The organism is Mesorhizobium sp. YC-39 (genome assembly GCF_025753795.1).
GTDB lineage: Bacteria > Pseudomonadota > Alphaproteobacteria > Rhizobiales > Rhizobiaceae > Mesorhizobium.
On record NZ_JAOWPS010000001.1, the window covers coordinates 1517061 to 1534236 of the forward strand.

Consider the following 17176-nt stretch of genomic DNA (forward strand, 5'->3'; position numbering starts at 1 on the left):
AGATCAATGCGGCGGTCGCCAGCATGACGATGATGGCTGAGAAGCAGGAGTGAATCACATGACGTTTCTCGACTACCTGATTTCGGTTGACGCCAGGACCGCCTTGATAGGTCGCATGATGCAGCGGCTCGGCGTCGACAGACAATTGAAGGTCGTGGCGGACCATGCGGCCGTCACCAATCGGGCGGTGGACCGCTGCCGCTCCTGCGGCCATCAGGACGAATGCTCGACCTGGCTTGACGAACATCAGCAAGCCGATGATCCGCCGGATTACTGCCGCAACCGAGACTTGATCGCACGGCTTCAGCATGCAGCCGGCCGACGGTAGTTCCATCGAGCAGCTCAGCCTTGACGATATCGTGGCCTGAGCAACACATTTGACGTCCGTGTTTCGATGAGAGTGAACGCGAACGGAGCGTTTGCAGTCGATGGGTTTACATCCACGGGACCAGACAGTTTGGACAATCTATTTTTTCTGAAAGCATTTCTGCTCTTTCTCGCGCCAGGGCCAACCAACGCCCTTTTGATGTCAGGGGCGGTCAAGCGAGAGAAGGCGGTCACGCTTTTGATCGCCCAGGCATGCGGATACGGGATCGCAGCCGCCTGGTGGCTTTCGCTGCGTCCCTGGCTGCCGGACGGGGCCGTCCAAGTACTCAAACTGGTCGCGGCTGTATGGCTCGTCATTCTTGGGCTGCGTCTGATAGTTAGCGACCGGATCGACGCAGCCGAAGGTGAGGATAGCCTTTCTGTTCTGGCAACCACTGCCCTCAATCCGAAAGCTTTTATCTATTGTCTGGCAATTGTGCCGAGTGACGCGAGGTCGTACGAACTGGGCTTCTTCTGGATCGTGCTTCTGGTGACCACAGCTGTCACCGGGTCTATGTGGTTTTTGCTCGGTGGGCGGCTAAGTGGAGGCAAAAGGATGGCAGATCGAGTCGCAGGCACGGCGCTTATCGCATTCGCCCTGTTGCTGCTTCGACCATTGATACCCCTGGTCGCGACCTGAGGATGGATGGTTGAAGCGCTCGGTAAGGCAACAACGTAACCTTGCCCGGGAAGCGGTAGCGTCGCGTACTGCCTCTGTCGCACCGATTAGGAGATGAGCAGTACCGACAATGGCCCCACACAGAAGAGGCTGTCCTTGACCGAATTGACGCCTGCAACGTTCTCCGCTGCAACCACGGCCGCCTTCCGCTGACGCTCGTCAAAGATTGCGCCACTCAGCTCGACAGTTCCCCGGTCAACACTTACCCCGATCAAGTCTCCGCCGCTCCAAGCTTGGCCTTGAAGCTCTGCCAGGACGCTCTTCCGAATAGACTCGTCATCAGCTGTCGTCGCGCCCGATTTCGGCAGGACGCGCAACAGCGCGCGCAGCAGATCCGTCCGCGTGACGATGCCGACGAGCTTTCCAGCCTGGATGATAGGCACATTCTTGATGTTGTTCTCGATCATCAACCCGACAATCTCAGCGAGCGAAGCGCTCGGAGCCGCCGAGAAGACGTCGGGGGTCATCACTTGATCGACCCGTCGCCCGTTCGCGCGAACATATTCGTCAGCGATGTTGCCGGGACCGACCAGGAACTCCAGCCAGCGCGCGCGAAGGCGCTGGGTGCCGAGCTCCACACGCCGCAGGAAGTCGCCCTCGCTGATGATGCCTGCCACAGTTCCATCATCGCGGACGACCGGCAGGCAGCCGATCTTTCTGGCGAGCATGAGTTCGGCCGCATCGGCGATCGAAGCGCCCGGGCGTACGGTGACGACCGGCGTACTCATTATGGCTTTGGCCTGCATTCCTGCCTCCTGATTTCCATCCAGCCCTTTGTTGAACGCCAGCTCTTTGTCGGATAATTGAGCGATCCGGCCATTGATCTGCGTCCTTTCCAAGGGCAGCGCAGTCACTTCGGCGGCTCATCCCGGTCGATGAGAATGCGCTCCGCTGCTCCATCAAGATCCTCATACTGGCCGCTTCTCAGGGCCCACAGGAAGCCGGTCAGTCCAAGCGCACCGAGGAACAGCGCTACCGGGATGAGGTAGACGAGCGTCGTCATGAGGGTTGAACCAGCATGCCGGAGCGTCCGCGCCGGTCGCGCGAAGCGTTTTCAGGCGATGGACCTTTCGCGAAACCTTGCAGCCGCATGGCGTTTCCGATCACGAGCAGCGACGAGGCGGACATCGCGATCGCCGCGATGAGTGGGGTCACATGCCCCGATATGGCGATCGGCACGGCAAACGCGTTGTAGACAATCGCAATGGCGATGTTCTGGCGGATCAGCCGGCCTGCCTTTCGTGAGATATCCAGCGCGAGAGGTACCGCCAGAAGGCTTTCGCGCAGGAAGACGAAATCGGCGGCATTGCGACCGACATCGGCCGCGGTGGCCGGGGCCATCGAGACATGTGCCGCGCCGAGCGCCGGCGTGTCGTTCAACCCATCGCCCACCATCAGGACCTTGTGGCCCTGCCTCGACAGCACCTCAATCCGCTCAACCTTGCCGGAGGGCAGCAGCGCAGGAACGAAATCGTCGATCTCCAAGGTTTTGGCGACTTCGCCGCAGGCCTTGGCGGTGTCGCCGGACAACATCTCGACGCCGATGCCGGCGTCCCGCAGTTGCCCGACTGCCAGCTTGGCATCGGCGCGCGCAGCGTCTTCGAAGGCAAAGGAGGCGACGATCATGCCGTCCTTCGAAAGCACCGTCCCGCCAAAGCCGCCATATTTGCCTTCGCCTCCGGTCCGCGCCTTCCATCCTGCCCATCCGCGCCGGCCGAGACGCCAGGTGTTGCCCTGAGTGGTGGCCTCAATGCCGAAGCCCGGGTGCTCACTGACCGACTCGAGCATGGCTTGGCTGGAAGAACTCGCGAAACCGGCTATGGCCTTCGAGAATGGATGGCGGGAATGCGCGGCCATGTCAGCCGCGATCGCCAGCATGGTCGGGTCGATGGACGGCCCATTGACCAGCCTTGGCTGTCCGAGCGTGAGCGTCCCGGTCTTGTCGAACAGCGCCGTATCGATCGCCGCGAGCCGTTCGATGGCCGAACCGTCCTTGACCATGACGCCGGCCTCGAACAGGCGCCGCGCCGCGACCACCTGCACGATCGGCACGGCGAGGCCGAGCGCGCATGGGCAGGTGATGATGAGAACGGCAATTGCGATCGTCATGGCCAGATGCCAGTCGCCCGACACGACCATCCAGCCCAGGAACGTCAACAGGGCCGTGAGATGGACTACAGGTGCGTAGAGCGCCGAGACCCGGTCGGCGATCCTGCGATACTGCGATCGGCCACCTTCGGCGGCCTCCATGAGCTGGATCATCTCCGCCAAGAAAGAATCCTTCGCCGCGGCGGTCGCCTGGATGGTCAGCGAACCGGTGAGATTGAGCGTGCCGGCCTGAACCTGCGCTCCCGAGCCCACGGTCCGGGGCGTGCTTTCCCCGGAGACCAGCGAGCAATCGAGATCCGAGGTTCCGCTGAGGATATTGCCGTCGACCGGAATCCGCTCGCCGGCTGCGATGAGCAGCTGCATGCCCGGTTCGATCTCGCCGACCGGCAGGTAGTCGCGAATGCCATCGCCACGCAGCACGACGGCGCCGCGCGCTGCCAGCCGCGAGAGGCCATTCACGGCGGTGCGCGCACGTTCGCGCATGACGTGGTCCAGCGTGCGGCCGATCAGAAGGAAGAACAGGAGCGACACGGACGCATCGAAATAGGCGTGGTCGCCGTGGTTTATGGTTTCGTAGAGGCTCATTGCGTAGGCGAGCGAGACACCAACCGCTATCGGCACGTCCATGTTCATTCGCCCGTGCCTCAGCGCATTCCAGGCGGAGCGGAAATAGATGCCGCCGGCGAAGGCCAGGGCCGGAATGGCAATCAGCGCCGAGACCCAGTGAAAGAGATCGCGGGTGGCGCCTTCGGCACCCGACCAGACCGAGACTGACAGCAGCATGATGTTGCCGGCCGCAAAACCGGCGACCGCGACGGCACGGATCAGTTCCGAAAGTGTCTTGTCCTTCTCGCCAATGTCGGGGTCGAACAGATGTGCCTGGTAGCCCAGCCGCCCGAGCGTTGCGAAAAATGGCGGAACCTGGTCGCCATGCCAGCGCACCGACACGCGTTTGGTAGACAGGTTGACGCGAGCGCCGTCGACACGCTCCAGTTTCGCAAGCGCTGCCTCGATTGTCTGGATGCAGGCCGCGCAGTGGACAGACGGGACCGACAGGTCGGTCTGGTGAAGGCCTCCCCCCAGCGAGCGGCTCGCCAGTTTGATCTCAGCGGCCGATGGCAGGACGGAAGCGGCGTTGGAAATATCCAGGGCCATTTCGGCGCCCGGCGCACAGCAGCTCATTGTAGTAGCCCCTTGGAGATCATGATCCGGCGAACGTCGCGATAGGGTTCGGCGAGGCCGGCATCGGCATCGATTTCAACGATCCAAACGCCGTCCTTGGGTGTATGCCGCGCGCTGAATTCCTGACCCGAGCCAGGGGCCAGAACGACAGCTTCGTCCTCGGCTTCATAGGCGGGATGACGGAACAGGGCCTTCACGCCATGCAGGGCAACAGGATCGCCGGCGGCGTCGGTCAAACTGTAGCGCACATTGCCTGATGCGATCGCCAGTTTGCCGGTCCAGCCGAGCGCCGCCTGCGCACGCCCTTCCTCCGCCTTTCGGTTGAACTGCTGGCTCGCCACATAGGTGTTTTCGACAACGAGGCCAGTCCAGCTCCTGCTGGCGAGGGTCGCCATGGTCATGTTGACGCCAATAACCACGCCGAAGAAGCCGAGAATGATGAACAGCATGTGCCTCCCGGTGAATTCGCGGGATTTCTGCGAAGGGGCGCTCATCTGGCGATCTCCGGGGCGTTGAAGGTGGCCGTGTATTCGTCCGTTTCGAAACTCGCCTTGTCCTCGACGCGGAATTTGAACGTTTGTGCAGCGCTTTCGACCTGATTTGCCGGCTGACGCACGAAAACCTTCAGCGTCTTCAGCCGATCGGGTTCGACCGGAACGGCGAAAGACCGGTCCGCCGGAAGGTCGATGCCAACGACGCTCATTTCGGCTCCATGCAGGCCTTGCATCGTGACGACGATCGTCCTTGGTTCGGGGATCATGTTGAGCAGCTTGACGGTGTAGCCGTTGCGGATCGAACCGTCGGACAGCGTTACGAATTGCGGGTTGCGGTCATGCAGAACGTTGACCTCGAGCCGGTCGCGCGTCAGCAGCGAATAGAGCAGCGCAAGGCCGACCGCCGACCATGCGCCCAGGTAGACGAAGGTGCGCAGCCGAAAGATCTTGCGAATATGGAAATGCGCCAACTTGTCGGAAAACTTGCCCTCGTCCGTCCTTACAAGGGAGGGGTTCACCGGGGAGGAACCGCCTGCGGTTGCCACCGCCATGTTGGCGTTGTAGTCCGACAATGTCGCATAGGAGATCAGCCCGCGTTCCCTGCCAAGCTTGTCCATGACGCCGTCGCAGGCATCGATGCACAGCGCGCAAGTGATGCACTCGAGCTGCTGGCCGTCGCGGATGTCGATTCCCATCGGACAGACCGCGACACAGGCATTGCAGTCGACGCAGTCGCCGACCGGCTGACCAGCCGCCTGGACTTTCTTGGCATGACGCGAACGAGGTTCGCCGCGCCAATCATTGTAGGTCACGGTGAGCGAATTCTCGTCCAGCATGGCCGCCTGAATGCGCGGCCACGGGCACATATAGGTGCAGACCTGCTCGCGCATCAGCCCGCCGAACGTGTAGGTGGTCGCCGTCAGCACGGCGATGGTCGCAAAAGCGACCGGCGCGGCCGTGCCGCGGAAGACTTCGCCGATCAGCGTCGGCGCATCGGCGAAATAGAAGATCCAGGCGCCGCCGGTGGCTACCGCAATGACCAGCCATATGGCGTGTTTTGATACACGCAGCACCAGTTTGCGTGCCGTCCATGGGCCGGCGTCGAGCTTCATGCGGGCGTTGCGATCGCCTTCGATTGCCCGTTCGACGACGAGGAACAAATCGACCCAGACGGTCTGCGGGCAGGTATAGCCGCACCAGGCCCGGCCGACGGTGGATGTGACCAGGAAAAGGCCGATGCCGGCCATCATCAGAAGGCCGGCGACATAATAGAATTCCTGCGGCCAGACCTCGATGAAGAAGAAGTAGAAACGGCGGTTGGCGAGGTCAAGCAGTACAGCCTGGTCCGGGGCGAACGGCCCGCGATCCCAGCGCAACCAAGGCGTCAGGTAATAGATGCCCAAGGTGATCGCCATCACCAGCCATTTGAACTGGCGAAAGCGGCCGGAGGCCCGCTTCGGGAAGATCTTCCTGCGCGGGGCGTAAAGCGGCTGTCGGATCTTGGCGGAGTTGACCGCCTCCGCGTTCAGCCGCTCTACCTGCGTTTGATCCAGCACGGTTATCTCCACTCGCGCGTAGCCGACGATCTAGCCCGCTGCAGGAATTCTTGCCGCAGGACGGGCCATGCCGCGTTGATGCAGGTCAATCTTCGGGTGCCGGAGGAGGTCGAGGCCCGGCGTTGGCCGGGCCTCGTCGCTTGGGCGGCCGAGGGCCGAGAATAGGGCCCCGCTTCCTATTCTCCGCCGCCAAGCGAATGGACGTAAACCGCGAGCTCCTTGACCTTGGTCTCGCCCAGGCGCCCGATCCAGGCCGGCATGACGCCGTGCTTCGGCGCGCGGACCTGAGCGGCGATGGCAGTCTCGCCGGATCCGTAGAGCCAGATCGCATCGGTCAGGTCGGGCGCGCCGAACTCTCTGTTGCCTTTGGCCTTGTCGCCGTGACAGGCGACGCAGTTTTCCGCGAAGACCTTGGCGCCGGGCTCGATCAGGCTTGCGTCCTGGACTGGGCCGGAAAGGCTGGCGACATAGGCGCTAACCTGGTTGATCTGCTCGGCCGTGATGATGTCGCCAAAGGCGGGCATCTCAGACTGGCGCGTATCGGCATCCGAGGCAAAGCGAATGCCGTGCATGATCGTCTGCTGGATCTGGTCTGCGCTGCCACCCCACAGCCACCCGTCGTCATTAAGGTTGGGAAAGCCGGCCGAACCTTGGGCGCCCGAGCCGTGGCACTGCACGCAATTGACTTTGAACGCCGCGCCACCGGCCGCGACCGCGAATTCGCGCAGCGCATCGTCGGCAGCAATCTCGGAGACGGTCTTCGCCTGGATGGCCGCGACATATTTGCCTTTGGCCGCTTCTGCGGCGGCCAACTCGTTCTTGACATCGTTGCGGCTGGAATAACCGAGCACGCCCCTCGTCGCGGAGGTCAGTAACGGCCATGCCGGATAGGCGATGGTGTAGCCGATCGCCCAGGCGATGGTGATGTAGAAGGTTATCACCCACCAGCGGGGAAGGGGATTGTTGAGTTCCTTGATGCCATCCCACTCATGGCCGGTCGTCGAGATGCCCGACACGTCGTCGATATGCTCTGTGCTCATGTCAGTCGTCCTTGAGGGGAATGCGGGCGGCTTCATCAGCCTGGCTGCGACCGCCCGGTCGCAGTGCGAAGGCAACGCACCCAACAAAAAACAACGCCATGGCGAGCAGGCCCCAGCTATCGGCGAATTCCCGCATCAAATTGTAATCCATAGTTGCTCTCCTCAGCGGTAGCCGGCGGCTTCGTCATAGGTCTTGAAATCGACCAGCGTGCCGAGCATCTGGAGATAGGCGACGAGGGCATCCATCTCGGTGACTTGCTGCGGGTTGCCATCGAAGTCACCGATCTTGGCCTTCGGGTACCGGGCTTCCAGACCGGACGTGTCGGCGTTGGGATCCGCCTGCACCACCAGATCGGCGTTGGCGTTGGCGATCATGTCTTGGGAATAAGGGACACCAACGCGCGCGTTCGCGACCAGATGCGTCGAGAAGTCCTTCACCTCGATCGGCATGTCCTTCAGGAAGGCATAGCTCGGCATGATCGATTCCGGCACCACCGAGCGCGGGTCGGCAAGATGCTGGACGTGCCAATCGTTCGAGTAGCGGTCGCCGACCCGGGCAAGGTCAGGGCCGGTACGTTTCGACCCCCACTGGAACGGATGGTCATACATGGACTCGGCAGCCAGGCTGTAATGTCCGTAGCGCTCGACCTCGTCGCGGAACGGCCTGATCATCTGGCTGTGGCAGAGGTAGCAGCCCTCGCGCACATAGATGTTGCGCCCGGCGAGCTCCAGCGGCGAATAGGGCCGCATGCCTTCGACCTTCTCGATCGTGTTGTCGAGATAAAAGAGCGGCGCGATCTCGACGATGCCGCCGACCGTAACCACAAGAAGGGAGCCGACAAGAAGAAGTGTGGCGTTCTTCTCGATGATCGCGTGTCTGTCCATCAAGCCCATTGTCTGGCTCCTTATTCGGCAGGCTGGAGGGAGGGGACGGAGCCTGGCATCAGTTGCTCCTCACGCTGGTAGCCGAGGATGGTCATGGTGATGTTCCATGCCATGATCAGCGCGCCGGCGAGGTACATGGCGCCGCCGGCGGCGCGCATGACGTAGTAGGGATGCATGGCGGCAACGGTTTCGGCAAAGGAGTAGACCAGGAAACCCTGCTCGTCGTATTCGCGCCACATCAGGCCCTGCATGACGCCGGAAACCCACATGACGGCGGCGTAGACGACGATACCGAGCGTCGCCAGCCAGAAGTGCCAGGTGACGAGACGCAGCGAATAGAGGCGATCACGGTTCCAGAGCTTCGGCACCATGTAGTAGATCGCGCCGAACGAGATCATGCCCACCCAGCCGAGCGCACCGGAGTGCACGTGTCCGATGGTCCAGTCGGTATAGTGCGACAGCGAGTTGACCGCCTTGATCGACATCATCGGACCTTCGAAAGTCGACATGCCGTAGAAGGCGATGGCCATCACCATCATGCGGATGATCGGATCGGTGCGGATCTTGTCCCAGGCGCCGGACAGCGTCATCAGGCCGTTGATCATGCCGCCCCAGGAAGGCATCCACAGCATGATCGAAAACACCATGCCGAGCGTCTGCGCCCAGTCGGGCAGGGCGGTGTAGTGCAGGTGATGCGGCCCGGCCCAGATGTAGAGAAAGATAATCGCCCAGAAGTGGATAATCGACAGCCGGTAGGAATAGACCGGCCGGTTCGCCTGCTTGGGCACGAAATAATACATCATGCCGAGGAAGCCGGCGGTCAGGAAGAAGCCGACGGCGTTGTGGCCGTACCACCACTGCGTCAGCGCGTCCTGGACGCCAGAGAAGGCGGAGTAGCTCTTCGAGCCTACCAAGGAAACGGGCATCGACAGGTTGTTCACCACATGCAGCATCGCGATGGTCACGATGAAGGATAGATAGAACCAGTTGGCGACGTAGATATGCGGTTCCTTGCGCTTCAGGATGGTGCCGAGGAACAGGATGAGGTAAGCGACCCAGACGATGGTCAGCCAAAGGTCGACATACCATTCGGGCTCGGCATATTCGCGGCTCTCGGTGATGCCGAGCAGGTAGCCGGTCGCAGCCATGACGATGAAGAGCTGGTAGCCCCAGAACACGAACCAGGCGAGATCGCCGCCGAACAGCCGGGCGCGGCTGGTGCGCTGCACGACGTACATCGACGTGCAGATGAGCGCATTGCCGCCGAACGCAAAGACAACACCGGATGTGTGCAACGGCCGCAGGCGGCCGAAATTGAACCAGGGTTCGATATTGAGATCCGGGTAGGCAAGCTGCAGCGCGATGAGCACCCCGACAAGCATGCCGACCACGCCCCAGAACATGGTGGCGATGGCGCCGTAGCGGATCGGCCCGTCCATATAGGCCGAGGGATCTATCGGGGCTGATGCCGCAAAGCTGGTATTGCGCAGGAGGACAACGACAAAACCGAGCAGCACAAAGAACAGCACCCACATGTGCTGCCGAAACGGCTCGTCGACACCAAAGCCTGCCGCTACCAGCGCCAGGAAGGTGAAGAAGCCCATTAAGACGATTTCCGTGCCAAATCTCATGGCATGTCCCCGGCTTTGAATTCCGATCTGCGAATACCAATCCGCAGCGACACCAATTTCGCAGTTGCTTCGGTGTCGCCTTGATCCAGGTCAAAGCTCACTACTTTCGGATTGGGCAGCGTTGGTCTTGCAAACAGTCAGGAGGTTGCCTGTTGGTTGAACGGAGGGACCAGTTGAACGTAGAGAAAGGGCGGGGATCGTCGCGGTTCGAAACGCGCCGTGAGAATTCGGTACTGGCTGACCGATCCGCCAGAGAGGCAGTCCCGGCCGCTGTGATGAGGCGCGCGCATGACGAGAAACTGCGGCTTTGCGACGCCCTGGAGAGAATCGCCGACGCGTTGCCGGGCGTCGACCGTATGACGTGCCTCAGCACCGCGAACGCGATCGTGCCGCTTTTGCGCAGCATTCATCAGTATGAAGAGACGATCATTTTCCCTGCTTACGAGGAGGCCGTGGCCGGCAGCAACGCGAACCTCGCCTCAACCCGCCGATTGCGCGCCGAGCATGTGGAAGACGAATGCTTTGCCGGCGAGGTGACCGAAATTCTGCTGGCCATCGGTCATGGCAAGACTGTCGAGAATCCCGAAGCCATCGGTTTCATGCTGCGCGGCCTGTTCGAGAACTTGCGCCGGCACATCGCATTCGAACGCGAGCATGTCTTGCCGATGATCGGGATCGTTGACACAGCCTGAAGCGCGTCGCGTTTGAACGGATTCATGCGACGCGCTTTAAGTTCTTGTTTTCATGCATGTCGTTATCACAAAACCGCTGCGCACTTTTGTGCGACATGCATTAGGCGCCAGAGCGTTGCTCCAACCGAGCAAGGCTGTTCACCGTCACATGCCGGTTGTTCTCGATCCGGATCAGACCGTCGGTTCGCAATCTGGTCAACTGGCGGCTTACCGTCTCGATCGTCAGGCCGAGGAAATCCGCGATATCCGAGCGTGTCAGCGGCAGCTCGAAAGCCGCTGACTTGGCCGTCGGGTCGATCGTGGGGTCGATGTTCCTGGCAATCATCAGCAGGAAGCTCGCCATTTTCTCGGACGCCGTCTTGCGGCCCAGCGTCACCATCCAGTCGCGCGCCTCGTCGAGTTCGTTCAGCGTCTGCTTGAGCAGGCGATGCTCGAGCTCGGGCGATTCCTTTATCATCCGTTCGAGGGTCGCCTTTGGAAACGAACATAGGGAGACGGCTGTTGCCGCTTCCGCATTGATCGTGCTTTCCGCCCTGAACGGCCGCCCCAGAAAATCCGGCGCGAACTGCAAGCCGACGATCTGCTGGCGTCCGTCCGAAAGGCTCTTCGTCAGCTTCACCACACCGGAAAGCACGTTCGAATAGCTCTCGACGGTCTCGGCGTCGCCAATCAGCTCCATTCCCGGCTCAACCTTGTGCTTTGACGAGGTCTTGGCCAGCCCGACCAGCTGATCGGGATTGAGCGCACCGCATACGCCGCGATGTCGTGCCTCGCAGGATTGGCAGAGTACGGGAATGCCGGAACTGTGAATGTCCTGGCGCGCTGTCTTCATGATCGTCCAAGGGATCCCAAGTGCGGACAAGGTAGCATCGTCGGCAGAGAAATCCTTGCGGCAGTTTGTCCTTTGAGGGCTTTGACCGAAATCAAGGCATCGGCGCGCCGCTGCGGCCAGAATTCCGGTCTAGCGAAGACGATGGAAAGCGACATGCGACCAGAATTGGCTGCCAGGCTTGGCGAAAATGTACCTCGCTATACGAGCTACCCAACGGCGCCGCATTTCCACCCGGCGATCGATGCGGCAGTCTGTCGTGAGTGGCTGCAGGCACTTGAGGGCGGAGACGAGATCTCGCTCTATCTGCACATCCCCTACTGCGACAAGCTTTGCTGGTTCTGTGCATGCCATACCAAGCAGACACGACACTATGAACCGGTGACGACCTATCTCCGCTCACTGCATGCTGAGATCGCTACCGTCGCCAGTCTGGTCGGAGGCAAGGGCCGTGTGCGTGCCGTCCATTTCGGCGGTGGTTCGCCGACCATGCTGAGGCCGGAGGATATGGTGGCGCTGGGAACGGCGCTGCGGGACAGTTTCGATTTTTTGCCGGACGCGAAGATCAGCGTCGAAATCGAGCCCAATGACATGGACGAGGCGCGCCTCGACGCACTCGCCGAAATTGGCATGACCCGGGCGAGCCTCGGCGTGCAGGATTTCGATCCGAAAGTGCAGAAGGCGATCAACCGGGAGCAAAGCTTTTTGCAGACCAAGGCCGTTGTGGACGGTGTTCGTTCGCGCGGCGTAGAGTCCGTGAACCTTGACCTGCTTTACGGCCTACCGCATCAGACCCGGGAGAGCGTCTGTTCGACGGTGGCGCAGGCGCTGATCCTGGAGCCGGACAGGATGGCGCTTTTCGGCTACGCGCATGTGCCGTGGTTCAAGAAACATCAAACGATGATCGACGAAGCGTGGCTGCCGAATTCGGCCGAACGCTTTGCTCAATCGCAAATTGCCGCCGACCTTATGCTGAAGGCAGGGTATCAAGCCGTGGGCTTCGACCATTTCGCCAGACCCAGTGATGCGCTGGCGGTAGCAGCCCGTACAGGGACTTTGCATCGCAATTTCCAAGGCTACACGGAGGATCGCTGCCAGACGCTGATCGGTCTCGGCCCGTCGTCCATCAGCCAGTTCCGCCAGGGCTATGCGCAAAACATGCCGGCGACCGCCGAATACGGACGCATGGTCGAAGATGGAGGGCTGGCTGCCGTGCGCGGCATCGCGTTGTCTGATGATGACCGCGTGCGTGGCTGGATTATCGAGCGGGTTGATGTGCGATTTCGCCTTCTCGGCCGTCGATCTGGTCGAACGCTTCGGTGAAATCGGCCAGAAGCTTCTGCTCCAGGCGAGTTCCATCGCTCTGCGGGATCCTGCTCGATTGCTGGAGCTCAATGGCGACTGTTTCGTGGTGCCGGTGGAAAATCGGCCTTTTGTTCGCGGCATAGCGGCCAGGTTCGACAAATATTTCGAAACCGCCAAAGCCAAGCATTCGGTGGCTGTTTGAAGGCCTGGCCCGGTCAGAAATGCTCCCCGGCCTTGAACGGACCAATCCGCGTTCCGGCTGCGATCAGGTACGCGGTCGACCACCCGATCAGAAGAAACCCGTTCACGCCCTCGAGCGCCGCCAGGATGCGCCAGTCGTGGGCCGGGACGACGTCGCCGTAGCCAACCGTCGAGAAGGTGATGGTGGAAAAGTAGAGCGCAGTCTCGAAGTCGGCCAGGACTCCGAGCTGTCGATATACCCCCGCCCACAACCACACTTCCGCTGTCATAACGGCAAAAAGGCCCATCACCACGCTGATCATTGCGACAACCCGGCTTCGCCGGCCGTGCATGCGAAATCGCGCCACAAAATGTCCCATGGCGTGTGTGACCGCGATGAGACCAAAGGTGTGAATCAGGACCGTCAGGCTTATGACGATCGTACCGACGAAGAGGTTGAGAACCATGCTAGGAAACTAGGAAGCTGAAGAGGCGTTTTCCTTGCGCAAAATCAAACCTGGCGCTGGCCTTTCGAGTTTCGCCAGAGCCAGCCTATTCGCCGCCGACCGTATTGGCGGGAGCGAAGCGAAAGAACATCGCCAGGGGCTCGCAGTAGAGTGACCGTCGAACGCATTTCCTTAGCAAGGCTTCGCCCCGCTCGTGTTTTAACGGTCGAGACCCCAAATGTCCGGATTTCGCGCGAAGTACTCGATCAGCCGCTCGGTGAGGACCCGGACTTTCCGTGCTGGGTGCTGTCCCGGCGGTCGGACGACATACGCGCCTGCTGAAGGTGGGGGATAGCGTGTCATCACCGGAACGAGCGTGCCGGAGGCCACATATTCGTGTGTGATGCAATCGGGAAGCCAGGCGATACCGAGTCCTGCCGCCGCGGCGGCGGCGAGCGCGATGGCGTTGTCGGCCTTGAACCTGCCCTGCGGCTGAACCGTGACGATCTTGTCGCGATCCATGAACTGCCAGGCTTCCGTTCCTTGCATGAGGGCCTGGTGGTTGACGAGCTGCTCTACCGTCTCAGGTGAACCGTGCGCTTTGATGTAATCCGGGCTTGCGACCAGCTTCCCGTAGATCGGCCCGACACGTCTGGCGATCAGGTTGGAGTCCTGAAGGTAACCAACCCGGATCGCGCAATCGAAACCTTCGGCGATCAGATCAACGAAGCGATCGCTGTAGGAGGTATGGATGTGGAGCTGCGGGTGGTGTTGCGCCATTTCCGCAAGCACGGGGGCGAAGTGGGTCGGTCCAAAAGAAAGCGGCATGGCAACCCTCAGGCGGCCGCGCAGCTCACCGGTGGGGAGGATCGTTTCCCTGGCCGTATCGATCTCGGCGCTGGCTCGGGCCGCATGATCCCTGAACGTGATCCCCGCTTCCGTTAGCGCGGCGCCGCGGGTCGTTCGTGCAAGAAGCTGGACGCCAAGCTCCGCTTCAACCCGAAAGAGCCGCCGACTGACGATTGACTTGGAGACGCCGAGCCGGCGCGCGGCGGCCGATACGCCCCCTGCATCGGCCACTGCGACGAATGTCTGTAGATCTTCGATGTCCAATTCGGCGTTCCTCGTTTCGCGACACAGCTTGCCTGACTATGGCACTACCGCATCACCAAAAGGAACAGCAAATTGCGTTCAGGCAACGTCGCCCGCTGGCGCATGTCTCCCGTGAACCCATCGCCGTCCATAGCGGCAGAGAAAGGAAGTCTTGATGACCCCTCGTAACGGCCTCGATTCGCTTCTTCGTCCTGAAGACTCGGTCCTCGTTCTGATCGATCACCAACCTTATCAGCTCGCAAACCTGAACAGCCACGATCCGCACATGGTGGTCAACAACACGACCGCGCTGGCGAAGCTAGCAAAAGCCTTCAATGTTCCGACCATTCTCACCAGCGTGATCGCGGCGCGCGGTGGACTTCTCTTTAAGCAGATCACCGACGTATTCCCGGATCAGGAAGTCATCGATCGCACCTGGGTGAACACCTGGCAGGACGAGAATGTGGTGAACGTCGTCAAGGCGACCGGCCGCAAGCAGCTGATCATCGCCGGCCTGTGGACCGAGGTCTGCGTCGCAATGCCTGTGATCCAGGCCGCCGGCGAAGGCTGGGACGTGACCGTGATCACCGACGCGTCGGGCGGGATTTCGAAGGAGTCTCACGAAGTTGCCATCCAGCGAATGATCGCGGCCGGCGCGAACATGATGACCGTGATGGCGCTCGCTGGCGAATGGCAACGCGATTGGGCGCGCACCGAGCATGTCGAGGAGCTGACCGAGATTCTCATCCAGCACTTCGGCGGCAGCGGCATCGCGTATCTTTGGGAGCAGCAGCTTCTCAACACGCCAGTAGCTGGCTGATCTCGGCCGGCATGGCGGCATTTCGGTGAGGGTCGGAATCGATCTGTTTGCCGGCCCTCGCCGCCTCACCTCACAGCGAAGCCTTCTGCCGAAACAAACCCGCCGATGCGTGGCGATGGCGTGTGATCCCATCCGCCGCCCATTGGACAACGCGCGGAGACTCCTCGATGCCTCCCGCATTCACCCCTGGCCTGCCGCTCAGCCGACGCGACGCCCTGATCTCGGCCTCGGCGCTTGCTGCAAGCTTCGCCTTTCCGCTGGGCACCGCGCGTGCCCGGGGCTGCCACCCACTCCGGAAGGTGAACACACCATGGGCTTTGTCACGACCGACGACGACGTATAGATTTTCTATAAGGACTGGGTCCCAAGGACGCCCAGCCTATCGTTTTTCACCATGGCTGACATGTGAAGGTGCCGCAAGTCGGTCGCGTCACAATTGGAAATGACGTCGAGATCGGAGCCAACAGCACTATCGATCGCGGCAGCGGGGGCAACACCGTTATTGGAGACGGGACGAAGATCGATAACCTCGTTCAGATTGCGCACAATGTGCGGATTGGACGCCATTGCGTGATCACTGCCCAGGTCGGGATCGCGGGCTCGACCGTGCTGGAGGACTATGTTGCGGTGGGCGGCCATAGCGCCATTGCTGGCCATCTGCACATCGGCGGTGGCGCTCAACTTGCCGCAGCATCGCGGTTCATGAGAGACGTGCCGGCAGGCGAACGCTGGGGCGGAATGCCCGCCAGGCCTCTGCGAGAATGGTTTCGCGAACAGACAACCCTCAAGAAACTGGCGAAGCATCGCACTGGGGCCTGACTCTGTAGCCATCCCATTCTCGGCCTGACTGTCCCGGGCTGTGTGACCCAAAAATAATCGCGTGTTCCGGCGGCGCTGACCGTGCGCGGTTCGACGAACCACGTGATGCACAAAACTCCGCACCGCCAACTGGGTTTCGTGCCATTGCGCGTGCTTGGTCGCTTCAATTGAGTCCGCAACGTCAACATCAGCGGCGCCCGCCGAGAGATAGACGCAACACCTCCGGGTTCGCGGGGTCAAACGGTCGTACCGGCGCCGTTCGTGAAAACGCCTCTATAGACGACGGCATCATCCAGATGGATGTCAGGGAAGCGCTCCGCTGCGTGTATGATGAGCGCGGTATGGAGGGAAGTAAACGTGCCACGATCGGGCGCCTGTCCAATCTGCCGGACCAATGCCGGTCCGGTGGCGCTGCGCGAAGGGGAGTATAGCGGCCGGCAGTGCGCGTGCGGGGTCATTTATATCGATCCGCTTCCGGCTCATCCAGTGGATCCGGCGATCGATCATCACCACCGCGTCTATTACTCCGCACCGGCGCGCGCGCGGGTCGGTTGGGTGAAGGCATTTACGAAGCGTGGACGGCTGCTTGAGATCGGCTGCGGTGATGGCGAGTTCACCGCGGCGGCGATCCGGGCCGGATTCACGGTCGAGGCGGTCGAGCCGTCAGAAGAACGCGCCGCGCGCGTCGAACGCACGCTGGGCATCACGGTGGAGCGCGCGCTGATCGAGGACAGCCATCTGCCCGAGGGGCGCTACGACACCAGCTTCCATGTCGATCTGCTGAGCCACTTCCCCGATCCGGTGGCGGCGCTAAGGGCGATCGCGGCCAAGGTGGCGCCGGGCGGTACGGTCTGCTTCGAGGTCGGACTGTTTTCCAACCTGTCGCCTTTCTGGCAGCGGCTTGTCGGGCGGCCGAACATGCCGACGCATATGTGGTTCTTCGATGCGCCGGCGATCGAGCGGTTGCTGGACGCAGCCGGGCTCAAGATGATCGCGATGCGGCGCTATCAGGTCGGGCTGTCGACCGGGCTCAGTACGGTGCTGGGCAGCC

The 17176-nt window shown here is 61.5% G+C and carries 16 protein-coding genes and 3 pseudogenes; 7 read left to right on the forward strand and 12 right to left on the reverse strand.

Annotated features, from left to right (window positions below; all coding sequences use genetic code 11):
• Window positions 1-118: 118 nt before the first annotated feature.
• Together OHD62_RS07155 and OHD62_RS07160 are read left to right on the forward strand one after the other, a co-directional pair.
• Window positions 119-328: a DUF6455 family protein gene (locus tag OHD62_RS07155; RefSeq protein ID WP_263782315.1), complete on the forward strand. Its 210-nt coding sequence runs from the start codon at window positions 119-121 to the stop codon at window positions 326-328.
• Between the two features lie 129 nt (window positions 329-457).
• On the forward strand, window positions 458-1006 hold the full coding sequence (locus tag OHD62_RS07160; protein ID WP_263781767.1) for a hypothetical protein: 549 nt from the start codon (window positions 458-460) through the stop codon (window positions 1004-1006).
• Between the two features lie 86 nt (window positions 1007-1092).
• Here OHD62_RS07160 and OHD62_RS07165 read toward each other — a convergent pair whose 3' ends face one another.
• The 9 genes from OHD62_RS07165 to ccoN all read right to left on the reverse strand — a co-directional run bounded on the left by OHD62_RS07165 (window position 1093) and on the right by ccoN (window position 9942).
• Window positions 1093-1899, reverse strand: coding sequence for a CBS domain-containing protein (locus OHD62_RS07165; RefSeq protein WP_318528574.1), 807 nt, complete (start codon window positions 1897-1899; stop codon window positions 1093-1095).
• Complete coding sequence (ccoS, locus tag OHD62_RS07170; protein ID WP_202294696.1) at window positions 1896-2048, reverse strand: cbb3-type cytochrome oxidase assembly protein CcoS; 153 nt, start codon at window positions 2046-2048, stop codon at window positions 1896-1898. Before ccoS ends, OHD62_RS07165 begins: the two co-directional genes overlap by 4 nt.
• Window positions 2045-4336, reverse strand: coding sequence for a cation-translocating P-type ATPase (locus tag OHD62_RS07175; RefSeq protein ID WP_263781768.1), 2292 nt, complete (start codon window positions 4334-4336; stop codon window positions 2045-2047). The genes ccoS and OHD62_RS07175 overlap by 4 nt, the downstream gene beginning before the upstream one ends.
• Complete coding sequence (locus OHD62_RS07180; protein WP_263781769.1) at window positions 4333-4830, reverse strand: FixH family protein; 498 nt, start codon at window positions 4828-4830, stop codon at window positions 4333-4335. Before OHD62_RS07180 ends, OHD62_RS07175 begins: the two co-directional genes overlap by 4 nt.
• A complete protein-coding gene (gene ccoG, locus OHD62_RS07185; RefSeq protein ID WP_263781771.1) occupies window positions 4827-6386 on the reverse strand; it encodes a cytochrome c oxidase accessory protein CcoG in 1560 nt (519 codons plus the stop codon). Before ccoG ends, OHD62_RS07180 begins: the two co-directional genes overlap by 4 nt.
• A gap of 176 nt (window positions 6387-6562) precedes the next feature.
• Window positions 6563-7426: a cytochrome-c oxidase, cbb3-type subunit III gene (ccoP, locus tag OHD62_RS07190; protein WP_263781772.1), complete on the reverse strand. Its 864-nt coding sequence runs from the start codon at window positions 7424-7426 to the stop codon at window positions 6563-6565.
• 1 nt (window position 7427) lies between these two features.
• Window positions 7428-7577, reverse strand: a complete 150-nt coding sequence (locus OHD62_RS07195) for a cbb3-type cytochrome c oxidase subunit 3 (RefSeq protein WP_263781773.1) — start codon at window positions 7575-7577, stop codon at window positions 7428-7430.
• Window positions 7578-7588: 11 nt separating this feature from the next.
• A complete protein-coding gene (gene ccoO, locus OHD62_RS07200) occupies window positions 7589-8320 on the reverse strand; it encodes a cytochrome-c oxidase, cbb3-type subunit II (RefSeq protein WP_263781774.1) in 732 nt (243 codons plus the stop codon).
• A gap of 11 nt (window positions 8321-8331) precedes the next feature.
• Window positions 8332-9942, reverse strand: coding sequence for a cytochrome-c oxidase, cbb3-type subunit I (ccoN, locus tag OHD62_RS07205; RefSeq protein WP_263781776.1), 1611 nt, complete (start codon window positions 9940-9942; stop codon window positions 8332-8334).
• A gap of 275 nt (window positions 9943-10217) precedes the next feature.
• On the opposite strand from ccoN, the gene OHD62_RS07210 reads away from it, so the two are divergent.
• Window positions 10218-10634 (forward strand): hemerythrin domain-containing protein, encoded by a 417-nt coding sequence (locus OHD62_RS07210; protein WP_263782317.1) that lies wholly within the window; start codon window positions 10218-10220, stop codon window positions 10632-10634.
• 100 nt (window positions 10635-10734) lie between these two features.
• On the opposite strand, the gene OHD62_RS07215 is transcribed toward OHD62_RS07210, so the two are convergent.
• A complete protein-coding gene (locus OHD62_RS07215; protein ID WP_263781777.1) occupies window positions 10735-11466 on the reverse strand; it encodes a Crp/Fnr family transcriptional regulator in 732 nt (243 codons plus the stop codon).
• 153 nt (window positions 11467-11619) lie between these two features.
• On the opposite strand from OHD62_RS07215, the pseudogene hemN reads away from it, so the two are divergent.
• Window positions 11620-12970: pseudogene (hemN, locus tag OHD62_RS07220) on the forward strand (oxygen-independent coproporphyrinogen III oxidase).
• 13 nt (window positions 12971-12983) lie between these two features.
• On the opposite strand, the gene OHD62_RS07225 reads toward hemN, so the two are convergent.
• Window positions 12984-13415: a potassium channel family protein gene (locus OHD62_RS07225; RefSeq protein WP_263781778.1), complete on the reverse strand. Its 432-nt coding sequence runs from the start codon at window positions 13413-13415 to the stop codon at window positions 12984-12986.
• Between the two features lie 198 nt (window positions 13416-13613).
• Complete coding sequence (locus OHD62_RS07230; RefSeq protein ID WP_263781779.1) at window positions 13614-14507, reverse strand: LysR family transcriptional regulator; 894 nt, start codon at window positions 14505-14507, stop codon at window positions 13614-13616.
• Window positions 14508-14661: 154 nt separating this feature from the next.
• On the opposite strand from OHD62_RS07230, the gene OHD62_RS07235 reads away from it, so the two are divergent.
• From OHD62_RS07235 to OHD62_RS35700, 3 genes and pseudogenes are all read left to right on the forward strand, one after another.
• On the forward strand, window positions 14662-15306 hold the full coding sequence (locus OHD62_RS07235; protein ID WP_263781780.1) for a hydrolase: 645 nt from the start codon (window positions 14662-14664) through the stop codon (window positions 15304-15306).
• 402 nt (window positions 15307-15708) lie between these two features.
• Window positions 15709-16125 (forward strand): annotated as a pseudogene (locus tag OHD62_RS07240) (UDP-3-O-(3-hydroxymyristoyl)glucosamine N-acyltransferase); the annotation flags it as partial.
• A gap of 330 nt (window positions 16126-16455) precedes the next feature.
• Window positions 16456-17058, forward strand: a pseudogene (locus OHD62_RS35700) (class I SAM-dependent methyltransferase); the annotation flags it as partial.
• Between the last annotated feature and the right edge of the window lie 118 nt (window positions 17059-17176).

What these genes read in the sequence shown, in the direction of transcription:
- OHD62_RS07155 (WP_263782315.1), top strand. Translation starts at nt 119, where the DNA reads ATGCAGCGGCTCGGCGTCGACAGACAATTGAAGGTCGTGGCGGACCAT.
- ccoS (WP_202294696.1), bottom strand. Translation starts at nt 2,048, where the DNA reads ATGACGACGCTCGTCTACCTCATCCCGGTAGCGCTGTTCCTCGGTGCG.
- OHD62_RS07175 (WP_263781768.1), bottom strand. Translation starts at nt 4,336, where the DNA reads ATGAGCTGCTGTGCGCCGGGCGCCGAAATGGCCCTGGATATTTCCAAC.
- OHD62_RS07180 (WP_263781769.1), bottom strand. Translation starts at nt 4,830, where the DNA reads ATGAGCGCCCCTTCGCAGAAATCCCGCGAATTCACCGGGAGGCACATG.
- ccoP (WP_263781772.1), bottom strand. Translation starts at nt 7,426, where the DNA reads ATGAGCACAGAGCATATCGACGACGTGTCGGGCATCTCGACGACCGGC.
- OHD62_RS07195 (WP_263781773.1), bottom strand. Translation starts at nt 7,577, where the DNA reads ATGGATTACAATTTGATGCGGGAATTCGCCGATAGCTGGGGCCTGCTC.
- ccoO (WP_263781774.1), bottom strand. Translation starts at nt 8,320, where the DNA reads ATGGGCTTGATGGACAGACACGCGATCATCGAGAAGAACGCCACACTT.
- ccoN (WP_263781776.1), bottom strand. Translation starts at nt 9,942, where the DNA reads ATGAGATTTGGCACGGAAATCGTCTTAATGGGCTTCTTCACCTTCCTG.
- OHD62_RS07210 (WP_263782317.1), top strand. Translation starts at nt 10,218, where the DNA reads ATGAGGCGCGCGCATGACGAGAAACTGCGGCTTTGCGACGCCCTGGAG.
- OHD62_RS07215 (WP_263781777.1), bottom strand. Translation starts at nt 11,466, where the DNA reads ATGAAGACAGCGCGCCAGGACATTCACAGTTCCGGCATTCCCGTACTC.
- OHD62_RS07225 (WP_263781778.1), bottom strand. Translation starts at nt 13,415, where the DNA reads ATGGTTCTCAACCTCTTCGTCGGTACGATCGTCATAAGCCTGACGGTC.
- OHD62_RS07235 (WP_263781780.1), top strand. Translation starts at nt 14,662, where the DNA reads ATGACCCCTCGTAACGGCCTCGATTCGCTTCTTCGTCCTGAAGACTCG.